The sequence below is a fragment of the Mycobacteriales bacterium genome (genome assembly GCA_035504215.1).
GTDB lineage: Bacteria > Actinomycetota > Actinomycetes > JAFAQI01 > JAFAQI01 > DATAUK01.
Genome location: DATJSI010000054.1, coordinates 1 through 26,531 on the forward strand (window position 1 = coordinate 1; position 26,531 = coordinate 26,531).

The window sequence follows — 26,531 nt, forward strand, 5'->3', positions numbered from 1 at the left end:
TGACAGACACCGTTGAGATTGAGAGCATCCGGCTCGCGTTCCTCGGCGGAACCGGCGACCAGGGTCGCGGATTGGCACGCCGGTTCGCGTTGGCGGGGCATCGCGTCATCCTCGGTTCTCGGCAGCAGGCACGTGCGGAGCAGGCGGCTCTGCAGCTGCGCGAGTCCGTGAGCGACCCTGCATTGGTGACGGGCGCGACCAACGACATCGCAGCCGAGCAAGGCGACGTCGTCGTCGTCGCAGTGCCGTGGGAGGGCCATGAAGCGCTGGTCCGCTCGGTCGCTCCCGTCCTGGCCGGCAAGGTCGTCGTCGACTGCGTCAACCCGTTGGGCTTCGACGCGCAGGGGGCTTATGCGTTGGCGGTCCCCCAGGGCAGTGCCGCCCAACAGGCAGCTGCGTTGCTGCCGGACAGCACGGTGGTGGCCGCTTTCCATCACGTGAGTGCAGTCCTGCTGCTCGATCCCGGGATCGAGACCATCGATACGGACGTGCTGGTGCTCGGTGACGATCGACCCTCGACAGATCTCGTGCAACGCCTCGTCGAGCGGATCGCCGGAATGCGTGGGATCTACGCCGGACGGCTGCGCAATGCCGGCCAGGTCGAGGGGTTGACCGCCAACCTCGTGTCGGTCAACCGGCGATACAAGGCACACGCAGGTCTGCGGATCACCGACGTCTGAGCCGAGCTACTCGAACGAGTGCTCCGGACCGGGATAGCTGCCCTCGACGACGGCTTCGGCGTACGCCCGGGCGGCATCGGTGATGATGCTGCGGATGTCGGCGAAGCGGCGGACGAAGCGCGGCGTCGGACCGGAGTTGAGGCCGACCATGTCGGTCCAGACCATCACCTGGGCGTCACACTCGGGACCCGCGCCGATGCCGATGGTCGGGATGCGGATCTCTTTCGTGATCCGTGCCGCAACGTCGACCGGGATCATCTCGAGCACGACCGCGAACGCGCCGGCGTCCTGAAGGGCGACCGCCTGCTCGAGCAGGTCGTCGGCAGCGTCGCCGCGGCCCTGGACCCGGTATCCGCCGAGCCCGTGCTCGCTCTGCGGCGTGAAGCCGATGTGCGCCATCACCGGCACACCGGCGTCGACGATGGCGCGCACCTGGCCGAGCACCGGGTGGCCGCCCTCGAGCTTGACCGCCTGCGCGCCACCCTCCTTCATGAACCGGACCGCGGTCTGCAGTGCCTGCTCGGGTGACACCTGGTACGAGCCGAACGGCAGGTCGGCGACGACCAGCGCCGACCGGGTCGACCGCACGACCGCGCGAACCAGCGGCAGCAGCTCGTCGACGGTGACCGGAAGCGTGGTGTCGAGCCCGAACACGTTGTTTGCGGCGGAGTCGCCGACGAGCAGCACGGGGATGCCGGCCTCGTCGAAGATCGACGCCGAATGCATGTCGTACGCCGTGAGCATCGGCCAGCGCTCGCCGCGATCCTTGAGCGCTTGCAGGTGGTGGGTCCGGATCCGGCGTACCGCACTGTTGCGTGGGGTGCCGTACGGCGAAATGCCGCCATCGGTCATGGCTGGTCCTCCTCGTCTCGAGGCCCATTCGGGTCCCCGGACTTACCCGTCCAGTCTGCCACCCATAACGGTGCGAGGGCTAACCCAGCGTTTGGCTTTCGACACCGGCCGGACCGAATCGGGTTCACTCCGCCGGTTCACGCCAGGCGTTCGTGATCGGCAGCCGACGGTCGCGGCCGAAGTTCTTGGGAGTGATCTTCGGGCCGGGCGGGTACTGCCGGCGCTTGTACTCGGCCGCGTCGACCAGGCGGATCACCCGGTCGACGACGGCGGGATCGTGACCCGCCGCGACCAGCTCGTCGCGGCCGAGGTCGCGCTCGACGTAGTCGTCGAGCACTGCGTCGAGCACCGGGTAGTCCGGCAGCCGGTCCGAGTCGAGCTGACCGGGCGCGAGCTCTGCGGACGGTGGCTTGTCGATGATCTCGGCGGGGATCGGCTCGATCATGCCGTTGCTCAGCGCCTGCGCGTTTCGCCAGCGCGCGAGCTCCCAGACCAGCGTCTTCGGGACGTCCTTGATGGGCGCGAACCCGCCGGCGCTGTCGCCATAGAGAGTCGAGAAGCCGGTCGCCAGCTCGCTCTTGTTGCCGGTGGTCAGCACCAGATGGCCGCACTCGTTGGACAGCGCCATCAGCGTGAGCCCGCGCAACCGCGCCTGCAGGTTCTCCTCGGCAAGGCCGTGCAACGCGCTGACGTCGGTCTGGCCGAACGTCTTGTCGGCGGCGTCGACCATCGTCTCGATCGGGATGACCTGCCACGACAGGTTCTGGCGCCGGGCCAGCTCCGCGGCGTCGTGCACGCTTCCGGATGACGAGTAGCGGCTCGGCATGCCGACCACGTGTACGGCGCCCGGCCCGAGCGCGTCGGTCGCGATCGTCGCCACGACGGCCGAGTCGATTCCGCCCGACAGCCCGATGACGACCGAGGTGAAGCGGTTCTTGCGTACGTAGTCACGCGTCCCCACAACGAGCGCCGACCACACCTGCGCGCAGTCCTCCAGCGGTGCGGCGACCCTGGACATCACGGAGGGCCGGTCCACATCTGTTGTGGAGTCGAGGACAACTCGCTCGACTCTCATCGTCGTGCCGTCCAGCGCGTCGATGTCTCCTACCAGATCGGAACGAGCCGGCGGAAGCTCGAGGTCCGCGACCGCGAGGTCCGGTTCGAACTGCACGGCGCGAAGCAGCAGCTCTCCGTCCGGCGTCACGATCATCGAGTCGCCGTCGAAGACCAGCTCGTCCTGGCCGCCGACCAGGTTGAGATACGCGAGCGTCGCGTTCGCCTCCGCGGCGCGGGTGCGGTTCAGCTCGAGGCGGACGTCGTCCTTGTTGCGTTCGTACGGCGACCCGTTGATGACCAGCACCAGGCCCGCCTCTGCGCGGCGCGCAACCGCAATCGGTCCGCCGTCCTGCCAGAGGTCCTCGCAGATCGTCGTGGCGACGTCGATGCCGTGCAGGCGCACGATCGGCAGCCGGTCACCGGGCACGAAGTAGCGGAGCTCGTCGAAGACGCCGTAGTTCGGCAGGTGGTGCTTTGCGTAGCGCGCCACCACCGACCCGCGGTGGATGACGGCGGCCGCGTTCTGTGGCTCGCCGGCCGGTCGCCCGACCCGTGGGATGGCGTCCGCGCAGCGATCGACGTACCCGGTCACGACCACGATGTCGCCGAGGTCTTCGGCGTCGAGTCGGGCCGCCAGTCGCTCGAGAGCGGCGCGCGATGCGTCGACGAACGACCGCCGCAGGACGAGGTCCTCCGGCGGGTAGCCGGTCAGAGCCAGCTCGGGGAACAGGACGAGGTCGGCGGATCGGGAAGCCGCCGCCTTGGTGCCGGCGACGATGACGTCGGCGTTGCCGGAGAGGTCTCCGACCGTGGTGTTGACCTGGGCCAGCGCGATCCGCAACCTGGGCACGCTTCCAGCGTAGGCGTCGCGTTGGCGCGCCGATATCAGCCCGTAACACAAACGCCCTACGCTGATGAGCATGGATCGCCAGCAGGAGTTCGTGCTGCGCACCATCGAGGAGCGGGAGATCCGCTTCGTGCGGTTGTGGTTCACCGACGTCCTCGGTTTCCTGAAATCGGTCGCGATCGCACCGGCTGAGCTCGAAGGCGCATTCGCCGAGGGCATCGGGTTCGACGGCTCTGCGGTCGAGGGGTTCGCCCGCGTGCACGAGTCGGACATGCTGGCCCGCCCCGACCCGTCGACGTTCCAGGTGCTGCCCTGGCGCGACGAGCACCTCGGCACTGCCCGGATGTTCTGCGACATCCTGATGCCGGACGGCTCCCCGTCGTACGTCGACCCGCGGCACGTGCTCCGGCGGTCGATGCAACGCGCCGCGGAGCTCGGGTTCACCTTCTACGTGCATCCCGAGGTCGAGTTCTTCCTGCTCCGCGGGCGCCCGACGCCGGAGGACATCCTGCCGGCGCCGATCGACTCCGGCGGCTACTTCGACCAGACCCCGCACGACCTCGGGCACGACTTCCGTCGCGACGCGATCACGATGCTCGAGCGGATGGGCATCAGCGTCGAGTTCAGCCATCACGAGGTGGCGCCCGGTCAGCAGGAGATCGACCTGCGCTACGCCGATGCGCTGAGCACCGCCGACAACCTGATGACGATGCGCCTGGTGGTCAAGGAGGTCGCGCTCGAGCAAGGGGTGTACGCCTCGTTCATGCCGAAACCGTTCGCGGAGCAGCCCGGGTCCGCGATGCACACTCACCTGTCGCTGTTCGAAGGCGACCGCAACGCGTTCCACGACGGCAGCGACCCGCTGTCGCTGTCGAAGGTCGGGCGGGCCTTCGTCGCGGGCCTCCTGATGCACGCGCCGGAGTACACCGCGGTCACCAACCAGTGGGTCAACTCCTACAAGCGGCTGTGGGGCGGCGGCGAAGCGCCGGCGTACGTCTGTTGGGGTCGCAACAACCGCTCGGCGCTGATCCGGATCCCGATGTACAAGCCCCAGAAGGGCAACTCGACCCGGATCGAGATCCGTTCGCCGGACTCCGCCTGCAACCCCTACCTCACCTATGCCGTCCTGCTGGCGGCCGGGCTGAAGGGGATCGAGGAAGGCTACGAGCTTCCGGACGGAGCCGAGGACGACGTGTGGGCGTTGACCGACGCCGAGCGCCGGGCGATGGGGATCCCGCCGCTGCCGGGCTCGCTCGCGGACGCGATCGCCGCGATGGAACGCTCCGAGCTGATGGCCGAGACCCTCGGCGAGGGCGTCTTCGACTGGTTCCTCCGCAACAAGCGCACCGAGTGGGACGACTACCGCGCGCAGGTCACGCCGTTCGAGCTCACTCGTTACCTACCCGTCTTGTAGGGATGGCCTGCGATGGCACGCGTTCACGTCGTCCAGCACGGACCGAGTGACGGGCTCGGCCTGCTTGCCGACTGGCTGCCCGCGTTCGGTGTCGACGTCCATCCCACGCACCCCTACCTCGGCAACCGCGTGCCCCCTTCGGTCGAAGGCGACGCGCTGATCGTCCTCGGTGGGGCAATGGGTGCGTACGACGATGACGTCGCGCCATGGCTGCCGTCGGTCCGGGAGCTGCTCGCGAGTGCGGTCGACGACGGTGTGCCGACGATCGGGATCTGTCTCGGCGCCCAGCTGCTTGCGGTCGCGGTCGGTGGCACGGTCGAGCACGGCAGGAACGGCCCTGAGATCGGGCTCGGCGAGGTGGTCGTCCCCAGCGGTGACGAGTTGCTCGATGCCGGCATCATGCCGGTCCTGCAGTGGCACCACGACGCGGTCAGCGCACTACCGGACGGCGTCGAGGTGGTCGCGTACAACGACCGCTACCCGGTGCAGGCCTTCCGCGTCGGCGAGGTGGCGTGGGGGTTGCAGTTCCACATCGAGGCGACCGCGGAGATCTTCCGGTCCTGGGCGGTCGAAGAGGGCGAGGATCTCTCGATCGCCGACCCGGTGGCGTTCGCCGCCGACCGGCTCGCCGAGGTGGGCGAGAAGATCGCGCGGCGCTTCGCCGCCATCATCACCGGCTGAGCCCGCGTCCGGGGGCGCTCGTCCGGGCCGCGCACGGACCAGCCGCAGTAGGTTGTCCCGGTGTGACGGTGCCCGAGCGAGCCGAGGCGCTGGAGGTTCGTCTCGCCCGGGCCGGGTTCGTCGACGCCGCGCGGGCGCAGGACAACCTGGTCGTGCTCGGGCTTGTCGACCACGCGACGGTCGCCGACCTGATTGCCGCGTTAGGTGCGGTTGCCGATCCTGACCTAGCCCTCGCCACCCTTGCCCGGCTGGTGGAGGCGCTGGCCCCGGGCGAGCGGGCCGGCTTCCTGGCGGCGGTCGACAGTCGCGCCGGCCTGCGCAGCCGGCTGTTCGCCGTACTCGGAGCGAGTCGGGCACTGGGCGAGCACCTCGTGCGCCACCCCGCCGACTGGATGGTGCTCGCCGATGACGCCATGGCGGCCACGCGACCGACGACGTTCGGGCTCCGGCAGGGTCTGAACGAGGCGATCGCGGGGCATCGCGGGCGCGACGGCTACGACGCGCTGCGGCTGGCCTACCGGCAGCGGTTGCTCGGGCTGGCCGCCCGCGATCTTGCCGGCCCGCTCGAGGTCGACGACGTCGCGGCCGAGCTCGCCGATCTCGCCGAGGCCACGCTCGCAGCTGCACTCCGGCTGGCCCTGGTCGAGACCGGCGCCGGCGATGAGGTTCGGTTGGCGGTTATCGGCATGGGCAAGTGCGGAGGGCGCGAGCTCAACTACGTGAGCGACGTCGACGTGGTCTTCGTCGCCGAACCTGCCGACCAGCAGGCCGCATCCGTCGCCGCGGCACTGATGCGCGCCTGTTCGGAGGTCACTGCCGAGGGGGCGATCTGGCCGGTCGATGCCGGCCTGCGGCCCGAGGGCCGGGCCGGGCCGCTCGTGCGCACGCTCGCGAGCCACCAGAGCTACTACGAGCGCTGGGCGAAGACCTGGGAGTTCCAGGCGCTGCTGAAGGCCCGCCCGGTCGCCGGCGATCCGGAGCTGGGTCGCGCCTACGTCGATCTCGTCTCGCCCATGGTGTGGGCGGCCGCCGGGCGGCCCGGCTTCGTCGCCGACGTCCAGGCGATGCGCCGCCGGGTGGTCGACACGCTGCCGCCGGACGACGTCGAGCGTGAGGTGAAGCTCGGCCCGGGCGGGCTGCGTGACGTGGAGTTCGCCGTGCAGCTGTTGCAACTGGTTCATGGCCGGACCGATCCTGCGCTGCGCAGCTCGTCGACGCTGGTCGCGCTCGCCGCCCTGTCGGCAGGGGGCTACGTCGGTCGCGAGGACGCGGCGCGGCTTGCCGCGGCGTACCGGTTCCTTCGCAGCGTCGAGCACCGCCTGCAGCTGCAGCACTTGCGTCGGACCCATCTGCTGCCCACCAGTCCCGCGGCGCTGCGCTGGTTGGCGCGGGCCATGGGTTTCCGGGACGCGGAGGAGTGGCAGCGGGAGTACGACGGCCACGTGCGCGAGGTCCGGCGCCTGCACGAGAAGCTGTTCTACCGGCCCCTGCTCGACGCGGTCGCGCGGCTGCCGGTGCAGGACTCGAGCCTGTCCGAGGCGGCCGCGCGGGAGCGGCTCGAGGCCCTCGGCTTCAACGACCCGGCGGCCGCGTTGCGCCATCTCGAGGCGCTCACTGCCGGTGTGAGCCGCAGCGCAGCGATCCTTCGCACGCTGCTCCCAGCGATGCTCGGCTGGTTTGCAGAGGCGGCCGACCCCGACGCCGGGTTGCTGTCGTTCCGCCAGGTGAGTGACGCGCTTGGCACGACGCACTGGTACCTGCGGGTGCTTCGCGACGAAGGCGCGACTGCGCAACGGCTGGCCCGGCTGCTCGCGACGAGTCGCTACGTCGCCGACCTGCTGGCTCGGGCACCTGAGGCGGTCGCGTTGCTCGCGGACGACGGCGAACTCCGCCCGCGCGCACCTGTGGCGCTCGGCGGCGAGCTGCTCGCGGTCGCGCGGCGAAGCGATGACTGGGAAGGCGCGGTGTCGGCGGTGCGGGCGTTGCGGAGGCGCGAGCTGTTGCGGATCGCGAGCGGCGACCTGCTCGGCCTGCTCGAGGTCGGCGAGGTCGGCCGCGCCCTTTCCGACGTCGCATCGAGCACCCTCGCTGCTGCGCTGGAGACCGCTCAACGCAAGGTAGCCGCCGAGCGAGGCGAGCTACCCGCGCGGCTCGCGGTCATCGGCATGGGCCGGCTCGGGGGTTTCGAGCAGGGCTACGGCAGCGACGCCGACGTGTTGTTCGTCTTCGAGCCGTTGGGCGACGACGAGCAGGCGGCGACATCGGCCGCGCACGAGGTTGCCCAGGAGCTGCGGCGGCTGCTCGCGATGCCGGCACCGGATCCGCCGCTGCTCGTCGACGCCGACCTTCGGCCGGAAGGCCGCCAAGGCCCACTCGTCCGCAGCCTCGACTCCTACGCCGAGTACTACCGGCGCTGGTCGGTGCCGTGGGAGAGCCAGGCGCTGCTGCGCGCCATACCCATCGCCGGCGACCCAGCGCTCGGTGACCGTTTCGTCGAGGTCATCGACCGGTATCGCTATCCGGATGGAGGCGTCGATCCTTCTGCCGTGCGCGAGATCCGCCGGATCAAGGCGCGGATCGAGGCTGAACGGCTGCCGCGCGGGGTAGACCCGGCCATGCACATCAAGCTCGGCCGTGGTGGGCTGGCAGACGTGGAGTGGACCGTGCAGCTGATCCAGCTTCAGCACGCGCACGCCGTTCCGTCACTGCGTACGACGACCACGTTGGAGGCGTTGTCGGCCGCGCGCACCGCCGGCGTGCTCGACGAGGACGATGAACGCGCGCTGCGCGCGGCCTGGCTGACCGCCACCCGGGTGCGCAATGCGATCGTGCTCGCGCAGGGCCGACCGTCCGACGTCCTGCCGTCGGATGCTCGCACGCTCGCCTCGGTCGCGCGGGCGATGGGTTATCGGGCCGGTCACACCGGCGACCTGCGCGAGGACTACCAGCGGGCGACCCGCCGGGCCCGCCGCGTGCACGAGCGGGTGTTCGCCTCGTGAGACTCGACCGCCGACGGCTCGCCGACTGGTCGCCGTACCTCGTCGCGGTGGTGATCGCCGCGCTGTACGCGGCGTTCGCCCCCCACACCGCCGACCTTGCCAGCCAGACCGCGCGAGAGGAGCTGTTCCGGCGCAGCGGTTTCGTGGCCTTCTGGTGGGGGTGGTACTCGGGCATCCCGAGCGCGGAGTACAGCCTGCTCACGCCGCCATTGCTGGGCGTCTTCGGCGCGGTCGGGCTCGGGTCGCTGTCGATCGTGGCGACCTCGTTGGTGGTCGTGCCGATGTTGCGCGACGCGGTCCGGCCCCGCGCCGGTGCCATCGCGTTCGTGCTTGCCGCCTCGCTCGATGTCGCCTCCGGGCGTACGACGTTCGCCGTGGGTTGCGTCGTCGCGCTGGGTGCGGTGCTCGCTCTGGAGCGCGGCTCGGTGCCGCTGTGTGCCGCGCTCGCTGCGCTCGCTACGGTCACCAGCCCGGTTGCCGGCTTCCTGCTGCTCGTCGCAGCCGTCACCGTGATCATCGCCGACGTGAGCCGCCGGGCTGCGGCGATCGGCCTCGGTGCCGGCGTGGTCGCCGCCCTCGGCCTGGTGGCGCTGTTGTCGCAAGGCGCGGCCGGGTACGAGCCGTTCTCGAGGTCCTCGCTGTTCATGGCGGTGGGTACGACGGCCGTCGTCGGGCTGGCTCCGGTCGGCCGACGGATCAGGATCGCTGCGGGCGTGACGATCGCGATGCTGGTGGGCGTGTTCTTCGTGCACTCGCCACTCGGCGCGAACGCGACGCGGATCGCCGTGCTCGCCGCCGCACCAACGATCGTCGCGGCGTCACGGCTCACGCAGCGCCATCTCATGATTGCCGCCGGCGCGGTTGCCGCGGTGCTTCCGATCGCGCAGTTCCACAACGACCTCTACGCGAGCACCGCGAAGGACACCAGCCGTGCCTTCGTCGCGCCGCTGCTCGACCAGCTCCTGGTCGATCCGGTCACGCGGGACCATCGGGTGGAGATCGTCGACACCGCGACGCACTGGCCGTCGACCTATTTGCTTCCCAAGGTCGTGCTGGCCCGCGGGTGGGAGCGCCAGATCGACGAGGTGCGCAACCCGATGTTCTACGGCCGGGGTCCGCTCACCGCGAAGACCTACCGTGCCTGGCTCAACCGCAACGCGGTGGGAGCGATCGCGGTGCCGACAGGAGTGCCGCTCGACTACGGGGTGACCCGCGAGGCGGCCCTGCTGAAGACCGGGCTGCCCTACCTGCAGCTGGTCTGGAGCGACCAGCACTGGCAGCTCTACACGGTCGACCAGCCGCGCCCGATCATCGCCGCACCGGCGAAGGTGGTCAGGCTGACCGACACCGGTCTGACCCTCGAGGTGCCGTCAGCCGGCAACTACCTGTTGCGCATGCAGTGGTCGCAGTACCTGTCGGTTTCCGGAGGCACCGTGATCCGCCGGCCGAACAACCAGGTCGAGCTGTCTCTCAGCAGCAGCGGACTGCACCAGCTGCGTGCGGTGTGGCGGTTCGGGTGAGGCCGAGGGCCGGCGTCAGACGCTGATCAGCTCCTGAGCTGGCTGCCCGTCGGGAAGGACGATCGCGCCGTCCCGGTAGGTGGGGCGGCCTGAGATCAGCCGCTGGATGCCGATCGAGACTCCCAGCGTCACCGCGCCGCCGACCGCGTCGAGCACGAAGTGGTTCGCGGTCCCGATGATGACGAAGAACGTGGCGAGCGGGTAGAGCGCGCCGAGCACGCGCACCCACGGTCGGCGGGCGAGTGCGACGATCGCGAAGGCGCACCACAGCGACCATCCGATGTGCAGCGACGGCATCGCGGCGAACTGGTTGGACTCCTTCGCGAGCCCCGGTGAGGCGAGTGAGCCCCAGGTGTGCAGCTTCACGACGGTGTCGACGTACCCCGCCAGCAGCCGCGGAGGCGCGACCGCGATCGACCAGAAGCCGATCAGTGCCACGAGGTTCGTGATGATGAGGACCGATCGGATGGCCCGGTAGCGCAACGGGTGCTTGAGGTAGAGCCAGACGAGAACCGCGATCGTGACGATGAAGTGCAACGTCGAGTAGTAGTAGTTGCAGATATAGGCCAGCCAGTCGTGACCGGCCACGAAGTGGTTCAGCGACTGCTCGATGTTGATGTGCAGATGGCCCTCGATCGAGAGCAGCGTGCGGGATCGGTTGAACGCTCCGGCTTCGTGGCTCGGCACGGCGTTGCGAACGAGTGAGTACAGGTAATAGACGATCGCGATGAACGCGATCTCCTGCCACCAACGCGGCGGGCGGACGGCGCGGAAGCGGTCGCGGACCAGAATCAGGGTGTGGCGTGCCCGGTCCTCGGCCACGCGCTCACTCCTCAGGGCGGCTGTCAGCTGGGATCCGTGCAGGCTGTGACGTTGATTCTGCCAGATCACACCGACAGAAACGGAACCCGTTTCCCTCTCGGAGCGTCGAACAAGCAGGACGAATCGGAAGGTACGGGCAATGGTGATGGTGGGTCGGCGCCGAGCGCGACCGGTCATGGTGGCAGCCGGGCTCGCCGCGGCGATCGTGGCCGCCACCGGCGTCGCGGGCTGTGCGTCGAGCTCGGGCGGGTCGCACCGCAGCGCGTCGGTGCCGCCTGCGGCAGGCATGGTCCAGGTCGGCCGGCTCGAACCACTGCACCACGGTTCGGTCACGGCGGCTGAGGTTGCGGCGGACCAGACCGCCTTCGGCTTTGCACTGTTCGACCGGCTGTGCGCCGCGTCTCCCAAGAACAACGTGACGCTGTCACCGGCGAGCGCGGCCCTGGCGCTGGGGATGCTCGACGCGGGCGCCGGCGGCGCCACCCAGGCAGCGGTCGGTCGGCTGCTGCACTTGCCGGCGTGGAGCCCCGCGCTGGTCGCGGCTCTGCACGACCAGGGCGAGGCCCTCGGCGCCGTCCCTCAGGTGACGGTGGCCAACCACGTGTTCGAACAACCCGGGCTCACCCCGGCCCAGCACGTGCTCGACGATCTGCGTACCGCGTTCAACGCGGGGCTGCGGCCGATCGACTTCTCGCAGGAGCCGCAGGCCACCAACGCGATCAACGCGGTCATCAGCCAGGACACCCACGGGATGATCCCGGCTTTGTTCGGTGAGCCGCTCCCGGGCTCCACCCAGACCGTGCTCGCGAACGCCGTCGTGCTCGACGCGAAGTGGCGGCAGCCGTTCCCGAGTGCGGCGAAGGGCACCTTTCACGCGGCGTCGGGTTCGCCGGTGCAGGCGCAGATGATGAGCAACCCGGACGGGTCGTTCGCGAGCCGCGCGGTCGACGGGTGGACCTCCGCGGTGCTTCCGTACGTCGGCAACCTGCAGGCTGTGGCGATCCTGCCGCCCGCGGGCGTCCCGGCCTGCGCGACGCCCAGCCTCCAGCAGCTGTCCGCCCTCACCGGTGGAAGCGCCGAGCCGGCCGCGGTGGTGCTGCCGAAGCTCGACCTGGCGCAGACCCTGCCGCTGACGCAGACCCTGTCGGCGATGGGCCTGCCGCTCAGCGGCGACTACTCCGGGCTCGGCGCGGGAGACAGCGCGATCTCGCAGGTCGTGCAGAAGGTGGTCATGAAGGTGGACCAGAGCGGCACGAAAGCCGCCGCGGCGACCGGGATCGCGATTGCCTCCTCGGCGCGCGTCGGAGGCTCCACTCTGACCTTCGACCGGCCGTTCTTCCTGCTGCTCGAGGACACGGCGACCCACACGCCGCTGTTCCTCACCCGCGTGGCCGACCCGACCCAGCAGTAACATCCGCAGCGCTACCAGATCGAGCCGCCGCTCGGCGGGACCGTGCCGGTCGCGAACGGTTGCCGGGGTCCGTACCCTCTTGGGCATGGAGACGCTCATCCCGCACTGGATCGATGGCAAGCAGACGGCAAGCCGCTCCGGCCGCACCTCGCCGGTGTTCAACCCGGCGACCGGCGAGCAGACCGCTTCGGTCGGCCTGGCCGATGTCGCTGAGGTCGACGCGGCAGTCGCGAGCGCGAAGGAAGCGGCCAAGGAATGGCGGCTCGCGTCGCTGTCCAAGCGGGCAGCGGTGCTGTTCGAGCTGCGGGAGCTGCTGCACCGGCGGCAGACCGAGCTGGCCGCGATCATCACCGCGGAGCACGGCAAGGTGCTCTCCGACGCCCTCGGCGAGGTCGCTCGCGGCCTGGAGAACGTCGAGTTCGCCACCGGCGTACCGCACCTGCTGAAGGGTGGTTTCTCCGAGCAGGCGTCGACCGACGTCGACGTCTACTCGATCCGCCAGCCGCTCGGGGTGGTCGCGGGGATCACGCCGTTCAACTTCCCGGCGATGGTGCCGCTCTGGATGTGCGCGAACGCGATAGCTGCCGGCAACGCGTTCGTGCTCAAGCCGAGCGAGAAGGACCCGTCGGCGTCGCTGTTCCTGGCTCAGCTGTGGAAGGACGCCGGGGTGCCCGACGGCGTCTTCACCGTCGTCCAGGGCGACAAGGTGGCGGTCGACCGGCTGCTGATCCACCCGGACGTCGAGGCGATCAGCTTCGTCGGGTCGACGCCGATCGCGCGCTACATCTACGAGACCGGTACGTCGAACGGCAAGCGGGTGCAGGCGCTGGGCGGTGCGAAGAACCACATGATGGTGCTGCCGGACGCCGACATCGACATGGCGGCCGATGCGGCGGTCTCCGCTGCGTACGGCGCGGCGGGCGAGCGATGCATGGCGATCTCGGTTGCGGTCGCGGTCGGTGACTCCGGGGACCGGCTGGTCGACGCGATCGCCGCGCGGCTGCCGAAGCTGCGGATCGGTAACGGCGCGGACCCCGACACGGACATGGGGCCGCTGATCACCCAGGAGCACCGCGACAAGGTCGCCGGATACATCGCGGCCGGCGAGCAGGCCGGTGCGCGGGTCGTCGTCGACGGCCGCGAGGCGGAGCTTCCGGACCACGGCTTCTTCCTCGGCACCACGCTGCTCGACCAGGTCACGCCCGACATGTCGGTCTACACCGATGAGATCTTCGGTCCGGTCCTGGTCGTCCTGCGAGCGGAGAGCTACGACGACGCCATCGAGATCATCAACGCGAACGCTTACGCGAACGGCGTCGCGATCTTCACGCGCGACGGAGGCACGGCCCGTCGCTTCCAGTTCGACGTACAAGTGGGAATGGTCGGCGTGAACGTGCCGATCCCGGTTCCCGTCGCGTACTACTCGTTCGGCGGCTGGAAGGCCTCGCTGTTCGGCGATCAGCACATGTACGGGCCGGAGGGCATCAACTTCTATACGAGAGGCAAGGTTGTGACCTCACGCTGGCCGGATCCGGCCGAGTCCATGGTTGACCTCGGCTTCCCCCGCACGCGATGACCGAGCTCATGCCGGCGCGGGCCGGCAGCACCCTGGACGAGGCCGACGTCCGCAAGTACGACCGCGCGCACGTCTTCCATTCCTGGTCGGCGCAGGCGGCGATCGACCCGCTGCCCATCGCGGGCGCGTCCGGCTGCTACTTCTGGGACTACGCCGGCACCCGTTACCTCGACTTCTCCTCGCAGCTGGTCAACGTCAACATCGGTTACCAGCACCCGAAGCTGGTGGCGGCGATCCAGGCCCAGGCGGCCGACCTCTGCACGATCGCGCCGTCGTTCGCGAATGACGCGCGCAGCGAGGCCGCCCGGTTGATCGCCGAGATCGCGCCGGGCGACCTGAACCAGGTCTTCTTCACCAACGGCGGTGCGGAGGCGAACGAGAACGCCATCCGCATGGCTCGGCTGCATACCGGACGGCACAAGGTGATGGCGGCCTACCGCAGCTATCACGGCGCGACTGCGGGCGCGATCGCGCTCACCGGCGATCCGCGGCGCTGGCCGTCGGAGCCCGGCATGCCCGGGATCGTCCGCTACTGGGGGCCCTACACCTACCGGTCCGCGTTCCATTCCGCTGACGACGCCGAGGAGTGCGAGCGCGCCCTCGCGCACCTGCGCGACCTGATCACGGTCGAAGGCCCGCAGACGATCGCCGCGATCCTGCTCGAGACCGTGGTCGGAACCAACGGGGTCCTCGTGCCGCCGGACGGCTACCTCGCCGGCGTCCGGGAGATCTGTGACCAGTTCGGGATCATGATGATCGCGGACGAGGTCATGGCCGGGTTCGGCCGGTGTGGCGAGTGGCTGGCCGTCGACCACTGGGGCATCACCCCGGATCTGATCACCTTCGCGAAGGGCATCAACTCCGGTTACGTCCCGCTCGGCGGCGTGATCCTGTCCGACCGGGTGGCCGAGTCGTTCCAGAACGTCGTCTATCCCGGTGGGCTCACTTACTCCGGCCATCCGCTGGCATGCGCCTCTGCGGTCGCATCGATCGGGATCTTCCGCGAGGAGGGCATCGTCGAGAACGCCCGCCGGATCGGCACGGACGTGCTCGGACCGGGGCTGCGGGCGCTGGCGGAACGGCATCCGTCGGTGGGTGAGGTCCGCGGCCTCGGCGTGTTCTGGGCCCTCGACCTGGTTCGCGACCGCGCCACCCGCGAGCCGCTCGTGCCGTTCAACGCGGCCGGGCCGGCGGCGGCGCCGATGGCGGAGTTCACCAAGGCCTGCAAGGACCGTGGGCTGTGGCCGTTCATCCACTTCAACCGGACGCATGCGGTCCCGCCCTGCACGATCACCGATGCCGAGGTCGCCGAAGGTCTCGGCGCGCTCGACGAGGCGCTCGAGGTCGCCGACCGCTACTACACCGGCGCCTAGCTGTACTCGGCCGCTCAATGCCGGCTGGACGACGGGCCGGCTCCGGGTTCGGGACCATGGTCCCGAGTTTGCGGCTTCGTCCGCACGCGCGGCGTGGGCCGTGCGACACTTCGGCACACGAGCGCGCCTGGAACTTCCCAGACCCTGTTCTCCTCGCCGCTGACGTCGATACGAAGGTGGCGACGCCATGCACGAGACCAACCGGACCGAGCCGTCCGCAGGTGGCGCGACGGCGACCGCAGGTTCACCGCCGGACCGCAGCCGGGTGACGCCGGGCGACGCCCGCTCGGTGCGTTGCCGCTACTGCTCCGCCCCGATTCCCGCCGCGTCGTTCGTCTATTGGACCCGAGGCAGTCGACTGCTCTCCGCGGACTGTCCGTCCTGCACCCGGCGCACGACACTGGCCGTGCGTGGCATCGGTCCGCTGCCGTTGCCGGCGGAACGTGGGATCACGATCGTGCCGGCGAGCTCGACGCTGGAGCTGGTCGATGTCGACGGTTAAAGCCCGACGGCGGCGGCGACGTCGTCGGCCGGCGCCGCGGCGCTCGGCGCCGGCCGCCCGAACAGGTAGCCCTGCGCGAGCGGTACGCCGAGCTGCTCGAGCAGCGCCGCCTGATCCTCGGTCTCGACGCCCTCGCTGACCAGCTGCAACCCGCAGCCCTTGGTGAGCTCGACCATCGCACGGATGATGTGCTCGCTGACCGGCTCCTTGCCCAGTGCGGAGACGAAGCTCTGGTCGACCTTCACGATGTCGATGGCCGGGAAGCGCTGAAGGTAGCCGAGGCCGGCGTAGCCGGTGCCGAAGTCATCGATGGCCAGGGAGACCCCGACGGCCCGCAACCGGTCGAGCAGCGCCGAGCCGTCGGTGCGCGACAGCAGCCGGTCCTCGGTCAGCTCGAGCACGAGATCGGAGGCATCCAGCCCGGACTCGGCCAGGCAGCGGGTCACGACATCCGGGAGGTCGCCCCGGCCGACCTGCAGCGAGCTGATGTTCACCGACACCCGGCGGCACGATCCCTGGTGCCGCCCGGCGTCAAGGCAGGCCCGCCGGATCAGCCAGTCGGTCACCGGTGACTCGTACTCGCTGTCGAGGATGACTTCGAGGAAGTCCGCCGGCCCGAGCAGGCCGCGCTCCGGATGCTGCCAGCGCAGCAGTGCCTCGCGGCCCATGACGCGGCGGTCGGACAACCGCACGATCGGCTGGTAGTGAAGGACGAACTGCTCCTGCTCGAGCGCCGGTCCGACGTCGTTGCGCAGCTGGAGCTCCGCCGCCGCCGAGCTACGCATGGTCGGGTCGTACACGTACCACGCGCCGCGCTCCTCGAGCTTGGCGCGGTACATCGCGGTGTCCGCCTGGGCGAGCAGGTCATCGGCTGTCGTCGACGGGTCGCCGTAGGCGATGCCGATCGACAGCGAGGGGGTGAAGCTGACGCCGCCGAGCCGCAGCGGAGCGCGGACGCCTTCGACCACCCGGCCGGCGAGGGCGATCACCTCCGCCTTGGTCCGCATGCCGCGGACGATCACGACGAACTCGTCACCACTGAGCCGCCCGACGATGTCGGTGTCGCGAACACTGGCACGGATCCGCCGGCTCACCTCACGGATGTACAGGTCGCCGACCGCGTGGCCGTGCCCGTCGTTCACCAGCTTCAGCCGGTCGAGGTCGCAGAAGAAGATCGCGGTCGCGGTCTCCGACGCGATGTCGGTGCTGAGCGCCTCCTGCAGGCGGAGCATCGAGAGCGCGCGGTTGGGCAGCCCGGTCAGTGCGTCGAAGTGCGCCTGCTGCACGAGCCGTTCCTCGACCCGCTTGCGGTCGGTGACGTCCTCGACCTGGGCGATGACCGTGCTCGGCTCGTCGACGCTGTCCAGTGACGCCAGATGCAGGCGTCCCCACACGACCGTGCCGTCCGGCAGCAGGTACCGCGACTCCATCGGGAACCCGGCCGTGGAGTCGATCGAGTGTCCGCTCCGCGGGTCGGTCATCGTCAGCAACCGGCCCGGGATCACGTCGTCGGGGTGCATGTACTCGCTCGGCCGGTGGCCGACCAGCTCGTGCGGCGCGCGAGCGAGAAAGCCGCAGAACGCCGCGTTGACGCTGGAGAAGCGACCGTCTGCGTCGAGCAAGGCGATTGCCACCGGGCTGGTGTCGAAGACCGACTGGAAGCGTCGTATGCCGCGCCGGCTGTCCGCGGCGAGGGTGGCGTGCTGGATCGCGAGCGACGCGGTGACCGCGAATGCCTCGAGCGCGCGGCGGGTCGCCGGTCCCGGTCGCTTCCCGTCGCGGGGGACGTCGACCGAGAGCATGCCGAGTAACCCGCCCTCGGAGGACTCCAGCGGCGCGAACAGCGCGTCCTCCGGGTGCCACGCATCCGGGTCCTCGGACACCGGAATGTCCGGAACCCACGAGAAGATGTCGGCCGGGTCCTCCACCGAGTTTGCGTGATCGAGGAAGCGCAGCCGGCCCCAAGGCTCGCTCGCCTCGACCAGCTTCGCCCAGCCGTCGCGCCCCTGGCGGCGGTTCAGCAGCGACTCGCGCACCTCGTCCGGGCCGGACACCGCGGCGACCACCATGGTCTCGTCGTCATCGACGATGTTGACGACCGCGACCTCGAAGCCCATCGACTCGACGATGGTGTCGGCGACGAGCTGGAGCATCTCGGTCAGGTCGAGGACCGAGTTGCCGGCCGCCGCGGCTTCGAGCGCGCTCGAGGCAGGGCGAGACCCAGGCATACCGTCCCCTCTGAGCAGCGTGCAGTGCCGTCGTTGGCGTATGAGATGTGTCGGCACGAACGGGCGGCAACTTGTCCGATCTCACACGCCTGTCCGGAGGAGTCGGGGTTGGGGCATTCGGCCCTACGAGGACGCCGCGCAGCCGCTATAGGGCACGTGTGCCAGATCGACGAACCCGGGCAGCAGTTGGCTGTGGGTTTGTCCGTTTTGCCGGTATCGGATGCGGAACTGCACCGGGTCCGGTGCAGGACAGCGGACCAGCACCCGCAGCGTGGCGGTCAGCCAGATCGAGCTGCCGCCCGGCGCGACGGCGTTGGAGTACGGCTCGAACGGGAGCGTCCGTTCCCCGCAGGACCCGGCCGCCGTGCGGAGCACCCGCAGCCCGGGCACCATCAGCCGGATGCGCACCCCCACGATGTCGAAGACCAGGTTGGAGACGTTGTTGACCTGGATGCCCACCTGCAGGCGATGGCCGTGCTGCACCGAGCAGGTGGCGCCGGTCTGTGCCAGCGGTGGCCCGCCGAGGATGGTCGCGCCGCCGCGTGCGCCGGGCTGGGCGACCTGGCTCGACCGCGCGTGGTGCCCACCGGAGCCGGCCCCGGTTCCGACGACGTACCCGACTGCCCCGCCGACCACGAGGAGCGCAACGAACAGCACAGTCCATCGGCTCGCCGGACGGTGCTTGGTCGGGCCGTGGCCGTCCGGCGAACCGCCCTCGAGCAGTTCGGGCTCGCGGTCGAATCCGTACTCGTCGCCCATCGGCCTCGACGATAGGCTCCGGGCCGCGCACGCGGAAGTGGAATGATGTTCTGGTGCCGACCGAGCACGTGGATCTGCTGATCGTCGGCGCCGGATTGTCGGGGGTCGGAGCCGCTCACCAGTTCCAGGAGCGGTTCCCGGGCCGCAGCTACCTCATTCTCGAGGCGCGCGAGGACCTCGGGGGCACCTGGAGCCTGTTCCGCTATCCCGGCATCCGCTCGGACTCCGACATGCACACGCTCGGCTACCGGTTCCGGCCGTGGGTCGACGGGAAGGCGATCGCCGACGGCCCGGCGATACTCGACTACGTCCGCGAGACCGCACGGGCGGGCGGCGTCGACCGCCGGATCCGCTATGGCCGGCGGGTCATTAGTGCCGACTGGTCGTCGGCGACGGCAACCTGGACGGTCGTGGCCGAGGACGCCGGAACGGGCGAGCGCAGCGAGCGCAGCGAGCTCAGCTGCGGGTTCCTGTTCGTCTGCAGCGGCTACTTCCGGTACGACGAGGGCTACCTGCCCGACTTCCCCGGTCGGCAGTGCTTCTCGGGTCCGTTCGTGCACCCGCAGCAGTGGCCGCCCGATCTCGACTACGCCGGCAAACGGGTGGTCGTGATCGGCAGCGGCGCGACCGCGGTCACGATGGTGCCGGCCCTGGCGGAGACCGCGGCGCACGTCACGATGCTGCAACGCTCCCCGTCGTACATCGTCAACCTGCCGAGTGTCGACCGGCTGGCCGAACGGCTGTCGAGGTTGCTGCCGGAGCGGGTGGCCTACTCGCTCGTGCGCTGGCGCAACATCGCACGGATGATGCTGAGCTACCAGGTCAGCCAGCGCGCGCCGCGGTTGATGAGGGCGATCATCCGGCAGGCCGCGCAGAAGCAGCTCCCGCCGGACTTCGACCACGACACCCATTTGTCGCCGCGGTACAAGCCGTGGGACCAGCGCCTGTGCGTCACGCCCGACGGCGACCTGTTCAAAGCGGTGCGCGGCGGCCGGGTGTCGATCGTGACCGACGAGATCGAGACGTTCACGCCGACCGGTGTGCAGCTTGCGTCGGGTTCCCGGCTCGACGCGGACATCGTGGTCGCCGCCACCGGGTTGAACCTGCTCGCACTCGGCGGCATCGCTTTGTTCGTTGACGGCCGACCGGTCGAGCTCCCGAAAACGATGAGCTACAAGGCGATCATGCTCAGCGATGTGCCGAACCTCGCGTTCGCGCTGGGCTACACGAACGCGTCCTGGACCCTCAAGGTCGACCTGACCTACTCGTATGTGTGGCGGCTCATGCGGCACATGGCGAGGACCGGCACGAGGTGGTGCGCGCCGCGGCGCCGTGACGGCTCGGTCAGCGAACGCCCGTTCATGGAGTTCTCGCCTGGCTACGTCACGCGCTCGATCGACAGCTTCCCTCGCTCGGGGTCGCGGTCACCGTGGCGGCTGCGGATGAACTACCTGTTCGACGTGATCATGCTCAGCTGCGGGCGGGTCGACGACGGGACGATGGAGTTCGGTACGCCGGGCGAGCCGTCCGCACGAGCGGAGCCGGCGCGGATCGCCTCCTGAACCGGCAGCCGGCCGGGTCAGCCCACGACCGGCGCGATCAGCTGCGGTCCGTCGTTGCGGACCGAGTTGACCTCGGTGGACACCTCGTAGGTCTCGAGAGTGGGAGGAGGGATCGAGGCGACGAGGTCCCGCACGGTGGCCGGGTCGGTGAGTCGCGGGTCGAGCCAGGCGTCGCGCACGTCGGGAGGGACGATCACCGGCGAGCGGTCGTGGATGTGCCCGAGCGCATCCTGCGCGGTGCAGGTGAGGATGGTGTAGGTCCACAGCCAGTGGTCGGGATCCTCGACGTCGGGACGAAGCTCGTACAGCCCGGCGAAGCCGAGTACGCCCTCGCCGTGCAGGTACATCGGAACCTTGCCGCCGTCGGTGGCCATCCACTCGTAGTAGCCGTCGGCCGGCACCAGGCAGCGCCGGCGGGCGGCTGCCGCCTTGAAGGCCGGCTTCTCGGTGATCGACTCGGAGCGCGCGTTCAGCAGCTTGCTGCCGATCCGCAGGTCCTTCGCCCACGACGGGACCAGTCCCCAGCGCAGCGTCCTCAGCTGGCGGTCGGGTTGCTCGCTGACAACGCGTTCGAGCACCACCCTCGCGTTCTGCGTCGGAGCGATGTTCCAGCTCGGTCCCGGCTCGGGGTCGACCACGGACGCGACGGCGAAGTCCTTGAGCAGGTCGCCGTCATGGCGGGAGTTGGCGTATCGGCCGCACACGGGTTCGTTTCTACACCGCCGGACGTGGCACGCTGATACCGCGCACTCGCGCGTCCGACGGGAGGCCCGGGCCAATGAAGCGGATCGCGCTCGCGGGTGCCGTCGCAGCCTCGGTGATCGCGGTGGTCCTCGCCGGTACTGCGCTGGCAGCCGGCAGCTCGCACACCCTGCGGCTGACGACCACCCGGCTGCAGTTCGTCAACACCAGCAGCACGACCTTCGTCCAGGCGGACACCGTCGACCGCAAGGGCAAGAAGGCGGGCTACGAGACGATCACGTGCGACGACAGTGGCCACCAGATCAGCTGCTCGATGACGCTGTCGCTTCAGGGCGGGGTGTTGTACGGCCACCTGGCAATCCCGATCACCAGCGAGGCGACGACGAAGGTCTCGGGCGCGATCACCGGCGGGCTCGGCCGCTACGCCGGTGCCAAGGGCACGGTGAAGGGCTCGATCACCGGCAAGCACTCGTCGTTGACCGTCAAGTACCACTAGGCCGGCGGCGGCGCTCCGCCCGCGCGCAGCAGCGCGGCGTACAAGGTCAGACCGGGCCCGAACGCCATCATCACGATCGGCGAACCGGGCTCGAGCCGCGTGTTCGCCAGCACCCGCTCGAGGACGAGCAGCACGGTCGCCGACGAGCAGTTCCCGACCTCGCTGAGCACGGCGTACGACGGCTCGACCGCCTCGGCCGCGAGGCCGAGCTGCTCCGCGACCACCTCGACGATCCGCCGCCCGCCCGGGTGGATGGCCCAGCCGGAGACGTCGCCGACGCCGAGCCCGTTGCGCGCAAGCAGGTCACCGACCACGTTGCCGACGTGTCGCGCCAGCACGTCGGGGACCTTCGGTGACAGCCCCATGCGGAAGCCGAGATCCGTGATGTCCCACGTCATCTGGTCGACGGCCGAGGTGTCCGTGCGGGCAACGACGTCGACGACCTCGAGATCTGGCCGGCCGCCGTGCGTAGCGCCGGGCGGCTTCAGGACGACTGCGGCCGATGCGTCCGCGAACAGCGCGTGCGCGACCATCTGCTGCACGTTGTCCGTGGCGGGTTGGATGTGCAGGCTGGTGAGCTCCAGGCACAGCAACACGGCCGGCCGCCCCCGCGCGCAGACGTAATCCGCGACCGCACCGAGACCGGGCAGTGCGGCGTAGCAGCCCATATGGCCGATGTGCAGGCGCTGGACGTCGTCGGCCATGCCGAGGTCGCGGGCCAGCAGGATGTCGAGACCAGGGGTTGCGTAGCCGGTGCAGGAAGCAACGGCGAACATGCCCACGTCGTCGGCGTCGACCCCGGCATCGGCGAGCGCGCCCGCGACCGCCGCCTTGCCGAGCGGCATCGCCTCGACCGCAAACCGCTGCATCCGAGCCCCGGTCGACCAGGACGTGACGTCCTCGGCTCGGGGATCGACGACGGCATGGCGGGTGCGGATGCCCGCGGTCCGCCAGACCCGCTCGGCCGTGGGGTTCCCGTTGTAGTGCGCGGCGAAGAACTCCGACCAGAGCGCGGCGTGCTCGATCTTCGGCGGCAGGGCATGCCCATGACCGGCAACGACGGCAAGGGTCATCGCGCCCTCACCATCGCGGCACCGCGGCGTCGGACTCCGGGTCGAGGCCGAGTACGGCGTAACCGAGCCAGTCCGCGCAGACGTCGCTGGTCGCAGGCTGCAGCGATCCGCAGCGGGCGTCCCGGTAGAGCCGTTCGAGGGCCGATCCACGCCGGGTCGCTCCTGCGCCACAGGCCTCGAGCACCGAGGCGGCGACCTCCATCGCCGCCTCGCCGGCGAGCAGCTTGGCCCGCCAGACCCAGCGGTTGGTCTCTGCCTCGCCGGGCGCATCGGTCACCGCCCGCGCCATCGTCCGGACCACCTCGCGCGCGGAGGCAACCGCGGCGTCCGCTCGTCCGAGTCGCGAGCGCACCGACGGCAGCCGGCCGAGCCCGCGGTCGGTGGCGTACTGCGCTGCCGCGTCCAGCGCCGCCTGTGCCACACCGACATAGACCGCGGCATACGACGCGACCAGCCACTGCGGCATCACCTGGGCGAGCAGGACCGCGAGCCCTTCGACCTGGCCTAGCAGGGCGCTCGCCGGCACCGTCACGTCGAGCTCCAGGTCGTGGCTGACGGTTGCGCGCATGCCGAGCGCATCCCAGGTGGGCACGACCGTGACACCGGGCCCGGCGGGCACGAGGAACTGGCTGATCGCGTCACCGCGGCGCGCGACCACGACGTAGGCATCCGCGTGGCCGGCACCCGAGCAGAACGCCTTCGACCCGGTGATGTGCCAGCCGTCGTCGACCGGTTCGTAGCTCGTGGTCACCTGGGACAGCCTCGACCCGGCACCGCGCTCGCTCATCGCGACCGCGTACAGGCGCCCGTCCGCTGCACCGCGCAGCACGTCGTCGCGGGCGGGGAAGAACGTCTCGGGCACGCCGAGAGCGCGGGCCACCTCGTCGTCGGTGAGCGCGAGCGCGCCCGTGACCGAGACGTGCATGTTGAAGATCAACGCGGTCGAACCGCTGCCGGCCCCCAGCACCGTGGCGATCTCGGCGTAGTCGGCGAACGACGCGCCGGCTCCACCCAGGCGGGCCGGCACCATCAGCCCGAGCAGTCCGGAGCTGCGCAGGTCGTCGAAGTCCTCCGCCGGGAAGCTGCCCTCGATGTCATGACGACCGGCGCGCTGCGCAAAGCCGGGCGCGAGCCGCGCCGCGACGGCCAGTGCCTGCGCGCCGGTGAGCGGCCGCGCCGCGACGTTCGTCATCCGTGCTTGGTCCCGACTGCCTGGAACAGCCCGGCGGTCGACCGGGTGCGCACCATCCGCACCGCCGCGCGCCGGCCAAGCAGCCACATGGCATAGTCCACGGCCGACGGGCGCAGGCCGTTCAACCGCAGCCGGACCCCGCCAAGCTCCGCGGCGGCGAGCAGCTTCCCGCGGTCGACGAACAGCGCGCCGTCGTGCAGCCGAGGTGGCGGGCCGGCCGGCAGCCGCTCGGCGACGGTGATCGAGGAGAACCGCCCCCACCAGGTGTTCGCGATCGCGTCGATGACGAGCGTGCCTCCGGACCGCAGGACGCGGCAGGCCTCCAGCACCGTCGCCGGCAGGTCGGAGACGTGCTCGAGGATCTCGCCCGCTACGACGACGTCGAAGGACTCGTCGGCGAACGGCAGGTGTACGACGTCGCCACGAACCGGCAGCACGCCGTGCGCGGCCGCAGTCGCGGTTGCGGTCGGTGAGAGATCGACACCGAAGTGGCGGTATCCGCGGCCGATGAGGTGCGGCGCGAGCAGGCCGCCACCGCACGCGACGTCGAGCAACGAGGCGTTGGGCCCGGACGCTGTCGGCAGGTGCCGGGTCCGCGCCGCCGCGATCCAGTGCAGCATCGCGAACTCGCCCCGCGGCAACCACCACTGCGCGACGAGGTCGTCGTACTGGCGCGGGTCGTTGCGGGGCCGGACCGGGGTCGCGGTCATGCATCCGAGCCTTCCACACGTCGCTATCCGGTAGTCGGCTGCGGGTGCGGGATGCTGTCACCGACAAGAGCTGCCGCGTCGCGGGCTGGTGTTCGCTCACCCGCGAGGTGCGGTCCGGGGGAGGGCGGCGAGGAGGCTGCGGTGCGCCGGATCGCGTGGGTGGGACTGTTCTGCGCCGTGCCGCTGGTCGCGTCCTGCGGCGGTCATCACGCCGGCTCGCCGCCCGCGCCGGCAGCCACGAGCACGGTGAACCCGGCAACGCTGACCGGCTCAGGATGCGGGCGGGCGGTGCAGCACGGGTCCACCGACCTGACGCTGACCGTGGCGGGGCGGATGCGCACCGCGATCGTGCACATTCCCGGGACCTACCAGGCGAGCCGGCGTACTCCGCTCGTGCTCAACATGCACGGCAGCGCCAGCACCGCGGCAAGCCAGGAGGGGTTCACCGGGATGGATGCGACTGCTGACGCCGACGACTTCATCGTGATCTACCCGCAGGCGCTGATCCCGCAAGGGTCCGGCTTCGACTGGAACATTCCCGGAGTGCCGCTGTACGGCGGCACTCCAGTGCCCGCCGGATCGGCCGACGACATCTCGTTCCTGACCACATTGGTCCACGCCGCCGAGCATCTCTACTGCGTCGACCCGTCTCGGGTCTACGCCACTGGTTTCTCCGGCGGGGCCCGGATGTCGAGCCAGCTCGCCTGCGACGCCTCGGGCGTGTTCGCCGCGGTCGCGCCGGTCAGCGGATTGCGGCTTCCGACCTCCTGCCCGGCGAAGCGCGCCGTGCCGGTCCTCTCCTTCCACGGCACCGCGGACCCGATCGATCCGTACGGCGGGCACGGCCAGGCGTACTGGACCTACTCGGTGCCGCAGGCGGCGAAGGACTGGTCGCGACATGACCGGTGCTCGTCCGCTGCGCAGACCAGCCACCCGGCAGCGACCGTGACGCTCACCCGCTACAGCGGGTGTCGCGACGGCGCGGCCGTCGAGCTCTACACGATCTCCGGCGAGGGACACGAGTGGCCGGGCGGCCCGCACCTGCCCCCGATCTACACCAAGGAGCTCGGCCCACAGTCGACGGCGGTCAGCGCGGACGCGTTGATCTGGGCGTTCTTCCGGGCTCACCCGTTGCCATGACCGCGCAGCGGGAGACCATCGACGTTGCCGGAACCGAGCGCGGTTTCCTGCTCGCGCCGCCCTCGGGTCCCGTGCGCGCGATCGTGCTCTCGCTGCACGGCACGCGTTCGGTCGCGTCGGAGCAGATCCGGCTGAGCCGGCTGGACCGATTCGCCGACCAGGCCGGTGCGGCCATGGTCTTCCCGCAGGCTCTGGTGCCGATCGGGCGGGGCTACGAGTGGGATCCCGGCATCGACACCCGGTACCTGTTACGGCTCTGCGACGTGCTGGCGGAGCGCTATCCGGATGCCGGCGGGCGGGTGTGCCTGACCGGCATGTCCGGCGGCGCCCGCATGTCCTGTCACTTCGCGTCCGTTCACCCCGAGCGGGTCAGCCTGCTCGTTGCCGTGGCCGGGCTGCGGGCGCCGAGTGTGGAGCGCATCGGTGCCGCAGTGCCGGTGTTCGCCTTCCACGGAACCGCCGACCGGATCAACCCGTATACCGGCGGGCACACCGCGCGGTGGTACGAGTCCGTTCCCGATGCCGCGCACGCGTGGGCGGCGGCCAACGGGGTTGTCGGCGAGCCCGCGAGCAAGCGGGTCAGTCAACACGTGACGCGTACGGCGTACGGCGTCGAAGGCGCGGGCAACGAGGTGCTGCTCTGGACCGTGGACGGTGCCGGCCACACCTGGCCGGGCACCCGCCTCGGCCCGCTGGGATGGCTGTTCCTCGGCCGTACCACGACCGAGATCGACGCGACCGCACTCGTCCTCGCCGCGCCCTACCTGCGTCCGGTCGCGGGCTGACGCCGGCGCCGAACCTGCCGGCGCTACCGATCGGGTTGGCCACCGGACCGTTTCAGCACACAACGCCGGCCGACACGCCGCTGTCTGCGCCGTGCCGTGCATCTGCGCCGGCGTGTCGCACCCCGTTGTGTGCTGAAGCGGTCACGCCAAC

22 protein-coding genes are annotated in these 26,531 nt (G+C 70.4%); 13 read left to right on the plus strand and 9 right to left on the minus strand.

Annotation, left to right across the window (positions count from 1 at the left end; translation table 11 throughout):
• On the plus strand, window positions 1-680 hold a 680-nt coding region (gene npdG / locus VME70_06945), incomplete at its 5' end, for an NADPH-dependent F420 reductase (protein ID HTW19930.1).
• A gap of 6 nt (window positions 681-686) precedes the next feature.
• Here npdG and panB read toward each other — a convergent pair.
• Both panB and VME70_06955 read right to left on the minus strand, forming a co-directional pair.
• Complete coding sequence (panB, locus tag VME70_06950; GenBank protein HTW19931.1) at window positions 687-1,532, minus strand: 3-methyl-2-oxobutanoate hydroxymethyltransferase; 846 nt, start codon at window positions 1,530-1,532, stop codon at window positions 687-689.
• A gap of 124 nt (window positions 1,533-1,656) precedes the next feature.
• Window positions 1,657-3,438, minus strand: a complete 1,782-nt coding sequence (locus tag VME70_06955) for an NAD+ synthase (protein HTW19932.1) — start codon at window positions 3,436-3,438, stop codon at window positions 1,657-1,659.
• A gap of 70 nt (window positions 3,439-3,508) precedes the next feature.
• On the opposite strand from VME70_06955, the gene glnA reads away from it, so the two are divergent.
• From glnA to VME70_06975, 4 genes are all read left to right on the plus strand, one after another.
• On the plus strand, window positions 3,509-4,849 hold the full coding sequence (glnA, locus tag VME70_06960; protein HTW19933.1) for a type I glutamate--ammonia ligase: 1,341 nt from the start codon (window positions 3,509-3,511) through the stop codon (window positions 4,847-4,849).
• 12 nt (window positions 4,850-4,861) lie between these two features.
• A complete protein-coding gene (locus VME70_06965) occupies window positions 4,862-5,530 on the plus strand; it encodes a type 1 glutamine amidotransferase (protein HTW19934.1) in 669 nt (222 codons plus the stop codon).
• A gap of 62 nt (window positions 5,531-5,592) precedes the next feature.
• The gene (locus VME70_06970) at window positions 5,593-8,529 is read left to right on the plus strand and encodes a bifunctional [glutamine synthetase] adenylyltransferase/[glutamine synthetase]-adenylyl-L-tyrosine phosphorylase (GenBank protein ID HTW19935.1); all 2,937 of its coding nucleotides are present in this window, start codon (window positions 5,593-5,595) and stop codon (window positions 8,527-8,529) included.
• The gene (locus tag VME70_06975; protein ID HTW19936.1) at window positions 8,526-10,049 is read left to right on the plus strand and encodes a hypothetical protein; all 1,524 of its coding nucleotides are present in this window, start codon (window positions 8,526-8,528) and stop codon (window positions 10,047-10,049) included. Before VME70_06970 ends, VME70_06975 begins: the two co-directional genes overlap by 4 nt.
• A gap of 15 nt (window positions 10,050-10,064) precedes the next feature.
• On the opposite strand, the gene VME70_06980 is transcribed toward VME70_06975, so the two are convergent.
• Window positions 10,065-10,871: a phosphatase PAP2 family protein gene (locus VME70_06980; protein ID HTW19937.1), complete on the minus strand. Its 807-nt coding sequence runs from the start codon at window positions 10,869-10,871 to the stop codon at window positions 10,065-10,067.
• 139 nt (window positions 10,872-11,010) lie between these two features.
• On the opposite strand from VME70_06980, the gene VME70_06985 reads away from it, so the two are divergent.
• From VME70_06985 to VME70_07000, 4 genes are all read left to right on the plus strand, one after another.
• Window positions 11,011-12,282: a serpin family protein gene (locus VME70_06985; GenBank protein HTW19938.1), complete on the plus strand. Its 1,272-nt coding sequence runs from the start codon at window positions 11,011-11,013 to the stop codon at window positions 12,280-12,282.
• 85 nt (window positions 12,283-12,367) lie between these two features.
• A complete protein-coding gene (locus VME70_06990; GenBank protein HTW19939.1) occupies window positions 12,368-13,858 on the plus strand; it encodes a CoA-acylating methylmalonate-semialdehyde dehydrogenase in 1,491 nt (496 codons plus the stop codon).
• Window positions 13,859-13,866: 8 nt separating this feature from the next.
• Window positions 13,867-15,231, plus strand: coding sequence for an aspartate aminotransferase family protein (locus VME70_06995; GenBank protein ID HTW19940.1), 1,365 nt, complete (start codon window positions 13,867-13,869; stop codon window positions 15,229-15,231).
• Between the two features lie 187 nt (window positions 15,232-15,418).
• The gene (locus VME70_07000; protein HTW19941.1) at window positions 15,419-15,733 is read left to right on the plus strand and encodes a hypothetical protein; all 315 of its coding nucleotides are present in this window, start codon (window positions 15,419-15,421) and stop codon (window positions 15,731-15,733) included.
• On the opposite strand, the gene VME70_07005 is transcribed toward VME70_07000, so the two are convergent.
• Window positions 15,730-17,961, minus strand: a complete 2,232-nt coding sequence (locus VME70_07005) for an EAL domain-containing protein (protein HTW19942.1) — start codon at window positions 17,959-17,961, stop codon at window positions 15,730-15,732. The two genes, VME70_07000 and VME70_07005, sit on opposite strands and share 4 nt — an antisense overlap.
• 123 nt (window positions 17,962-18,084) lie before the next feature.
• Window positions 18,085-18,720: a hypothetical protein gene (locus tag VME70_07010; protein HTW19943.1), complete on the minus strand. Its 636-nt coding sequence runs from the start codon at window positions 18,718-18,720 to the stop codon at window positions 18,085-18,087.
• Window positions 18,721-18,773: 53 nt separating this feature from the next.
• On the opposite strand from VME70_07010, the gene VME70_07015 reads away from it, so the two are divergent.
• A complete protein-coding gene (locus VME70_07015; protein HTW19944.1) occupies window positions 18,774-20,282 on the plus strand; it encodes an NAD(P)/FAD-dependent oxidoreductase in 1,509 nt (502 codons plus the stop codon).
• Window positions 20,283-20,299: 17 nt separating this feature from the next.
• Here the strand turns inward: VME70_07015 and VME70_07020 are convergent, their stop codons facing one another.
• Window positions 20,300-20,986 (minus strand): SOS response-associated peptidase, encoded by a 687-nt coding sequence (locus VME70_07020; protein ID HTW19945.1) that lies wholly within the window; start codon window positions 20,984-20,986, stop codon window positions 20,300-20,302.
• 74 nt (window positions 20,987-21,060) lie between these two features.
• On the opposite strand from VME70_07020, the gene VME70_07025 reads away from it, so the two are divergent.
• The gene (locus tag VME70_07025) at window positions 21,061-21,480 is read left to right on the plus strand and encodes a hypothetical protein (protein ID HTW19946.1); all 420 of its coding nucleotides are present in this window, start codon (window positions 21,061-21,063) and stop codon (window positions 21,478-21,480) included.
• Here the strand turns inward: VME70_07025 and VME70_07030 are convergent.
• Genes VME70_07030 through VME70_07040 form a run of 3 tightly spaced genes read right to left on the minus strand, consistent with a single transcriptional unit; the run spans window position 21,477 to window position 24,455 of the window.
• On the minus strand, window positions 21,477-22,553 hold the full coding sequence (locus VME70_07030) for a type III polyketide synthase (protein ID HTW19947.1): 1,077 nt from the start codon (window positions 22,551-22,553) through the stop codon (window positions 21,477-21,479). The two genes, VME70_07025 and VME70_07030, sit on opposite strands and share 4 nt — an antisense overlap.
• A gap of 7 nt (window positions 22,554-22,560) precedes the next feature.
• Window positions 22,561-23,745 (minus strand): acyl-CoA dehydrogenase family protein, encoded by a 1,185-nt coding sequence (locus VME70_07035; GenBank protein HTW19948.1) that lies wholly within the window; start codon window positions 23,743-23,745, stop codon window positions 22,561-22,563.
• Window positions 23,742-24,455 carry a methyltransferase domain-containing protein gene (locus VME70_07040; protein HTW19949.1) on the minus strand — a complete coding sequence of 238 codons (714 nt, stop codon included), beginning with the start codon at window positions 24,453-24,455 and terminating at the stop codon, window positions 23,742-23,744. Before VME70_07040 ends, VME70_07035 begins: the two co-directional genes overlap by 4 nt.
• Before the next feature lie 141 nt (window positions 24,456-24,596).
• Between VME70_07040 and VME70_07045 the strand changes: the two genes are divergently transcribed.
• Both VME70_07045 and VME70_07050 read left to right on the plus strand, forming a co-directional pair.
• Window positions 24,597-25,595 carry a PHB depolymerase family esterase gene (locus tag VME70_07045; protein ID HTW19950.1) on the plus strand — a complete coding sequence of 333 codons (999 nt, stop codon included), beginning with the start codon at window positions 24,597-24,599 and terminating at the stop codon, window positions 25,593-25,595.
• Complete coding sequence (locus tag VME70_07050; GenBank protein ID HTW19951.1) at window positions 25,592-26,380, plus strand: hypothetical protein; 789 nt, start codon at window positions 25,592-25,594, stop codon at window positions 26,378-26,380. Before VME70_07045 ends, VME70_07050 begins: the two co-directional genes overlap by 4 nt.
• Window positions 26,381-26,531: the final 151 nt, after the last annotated feature.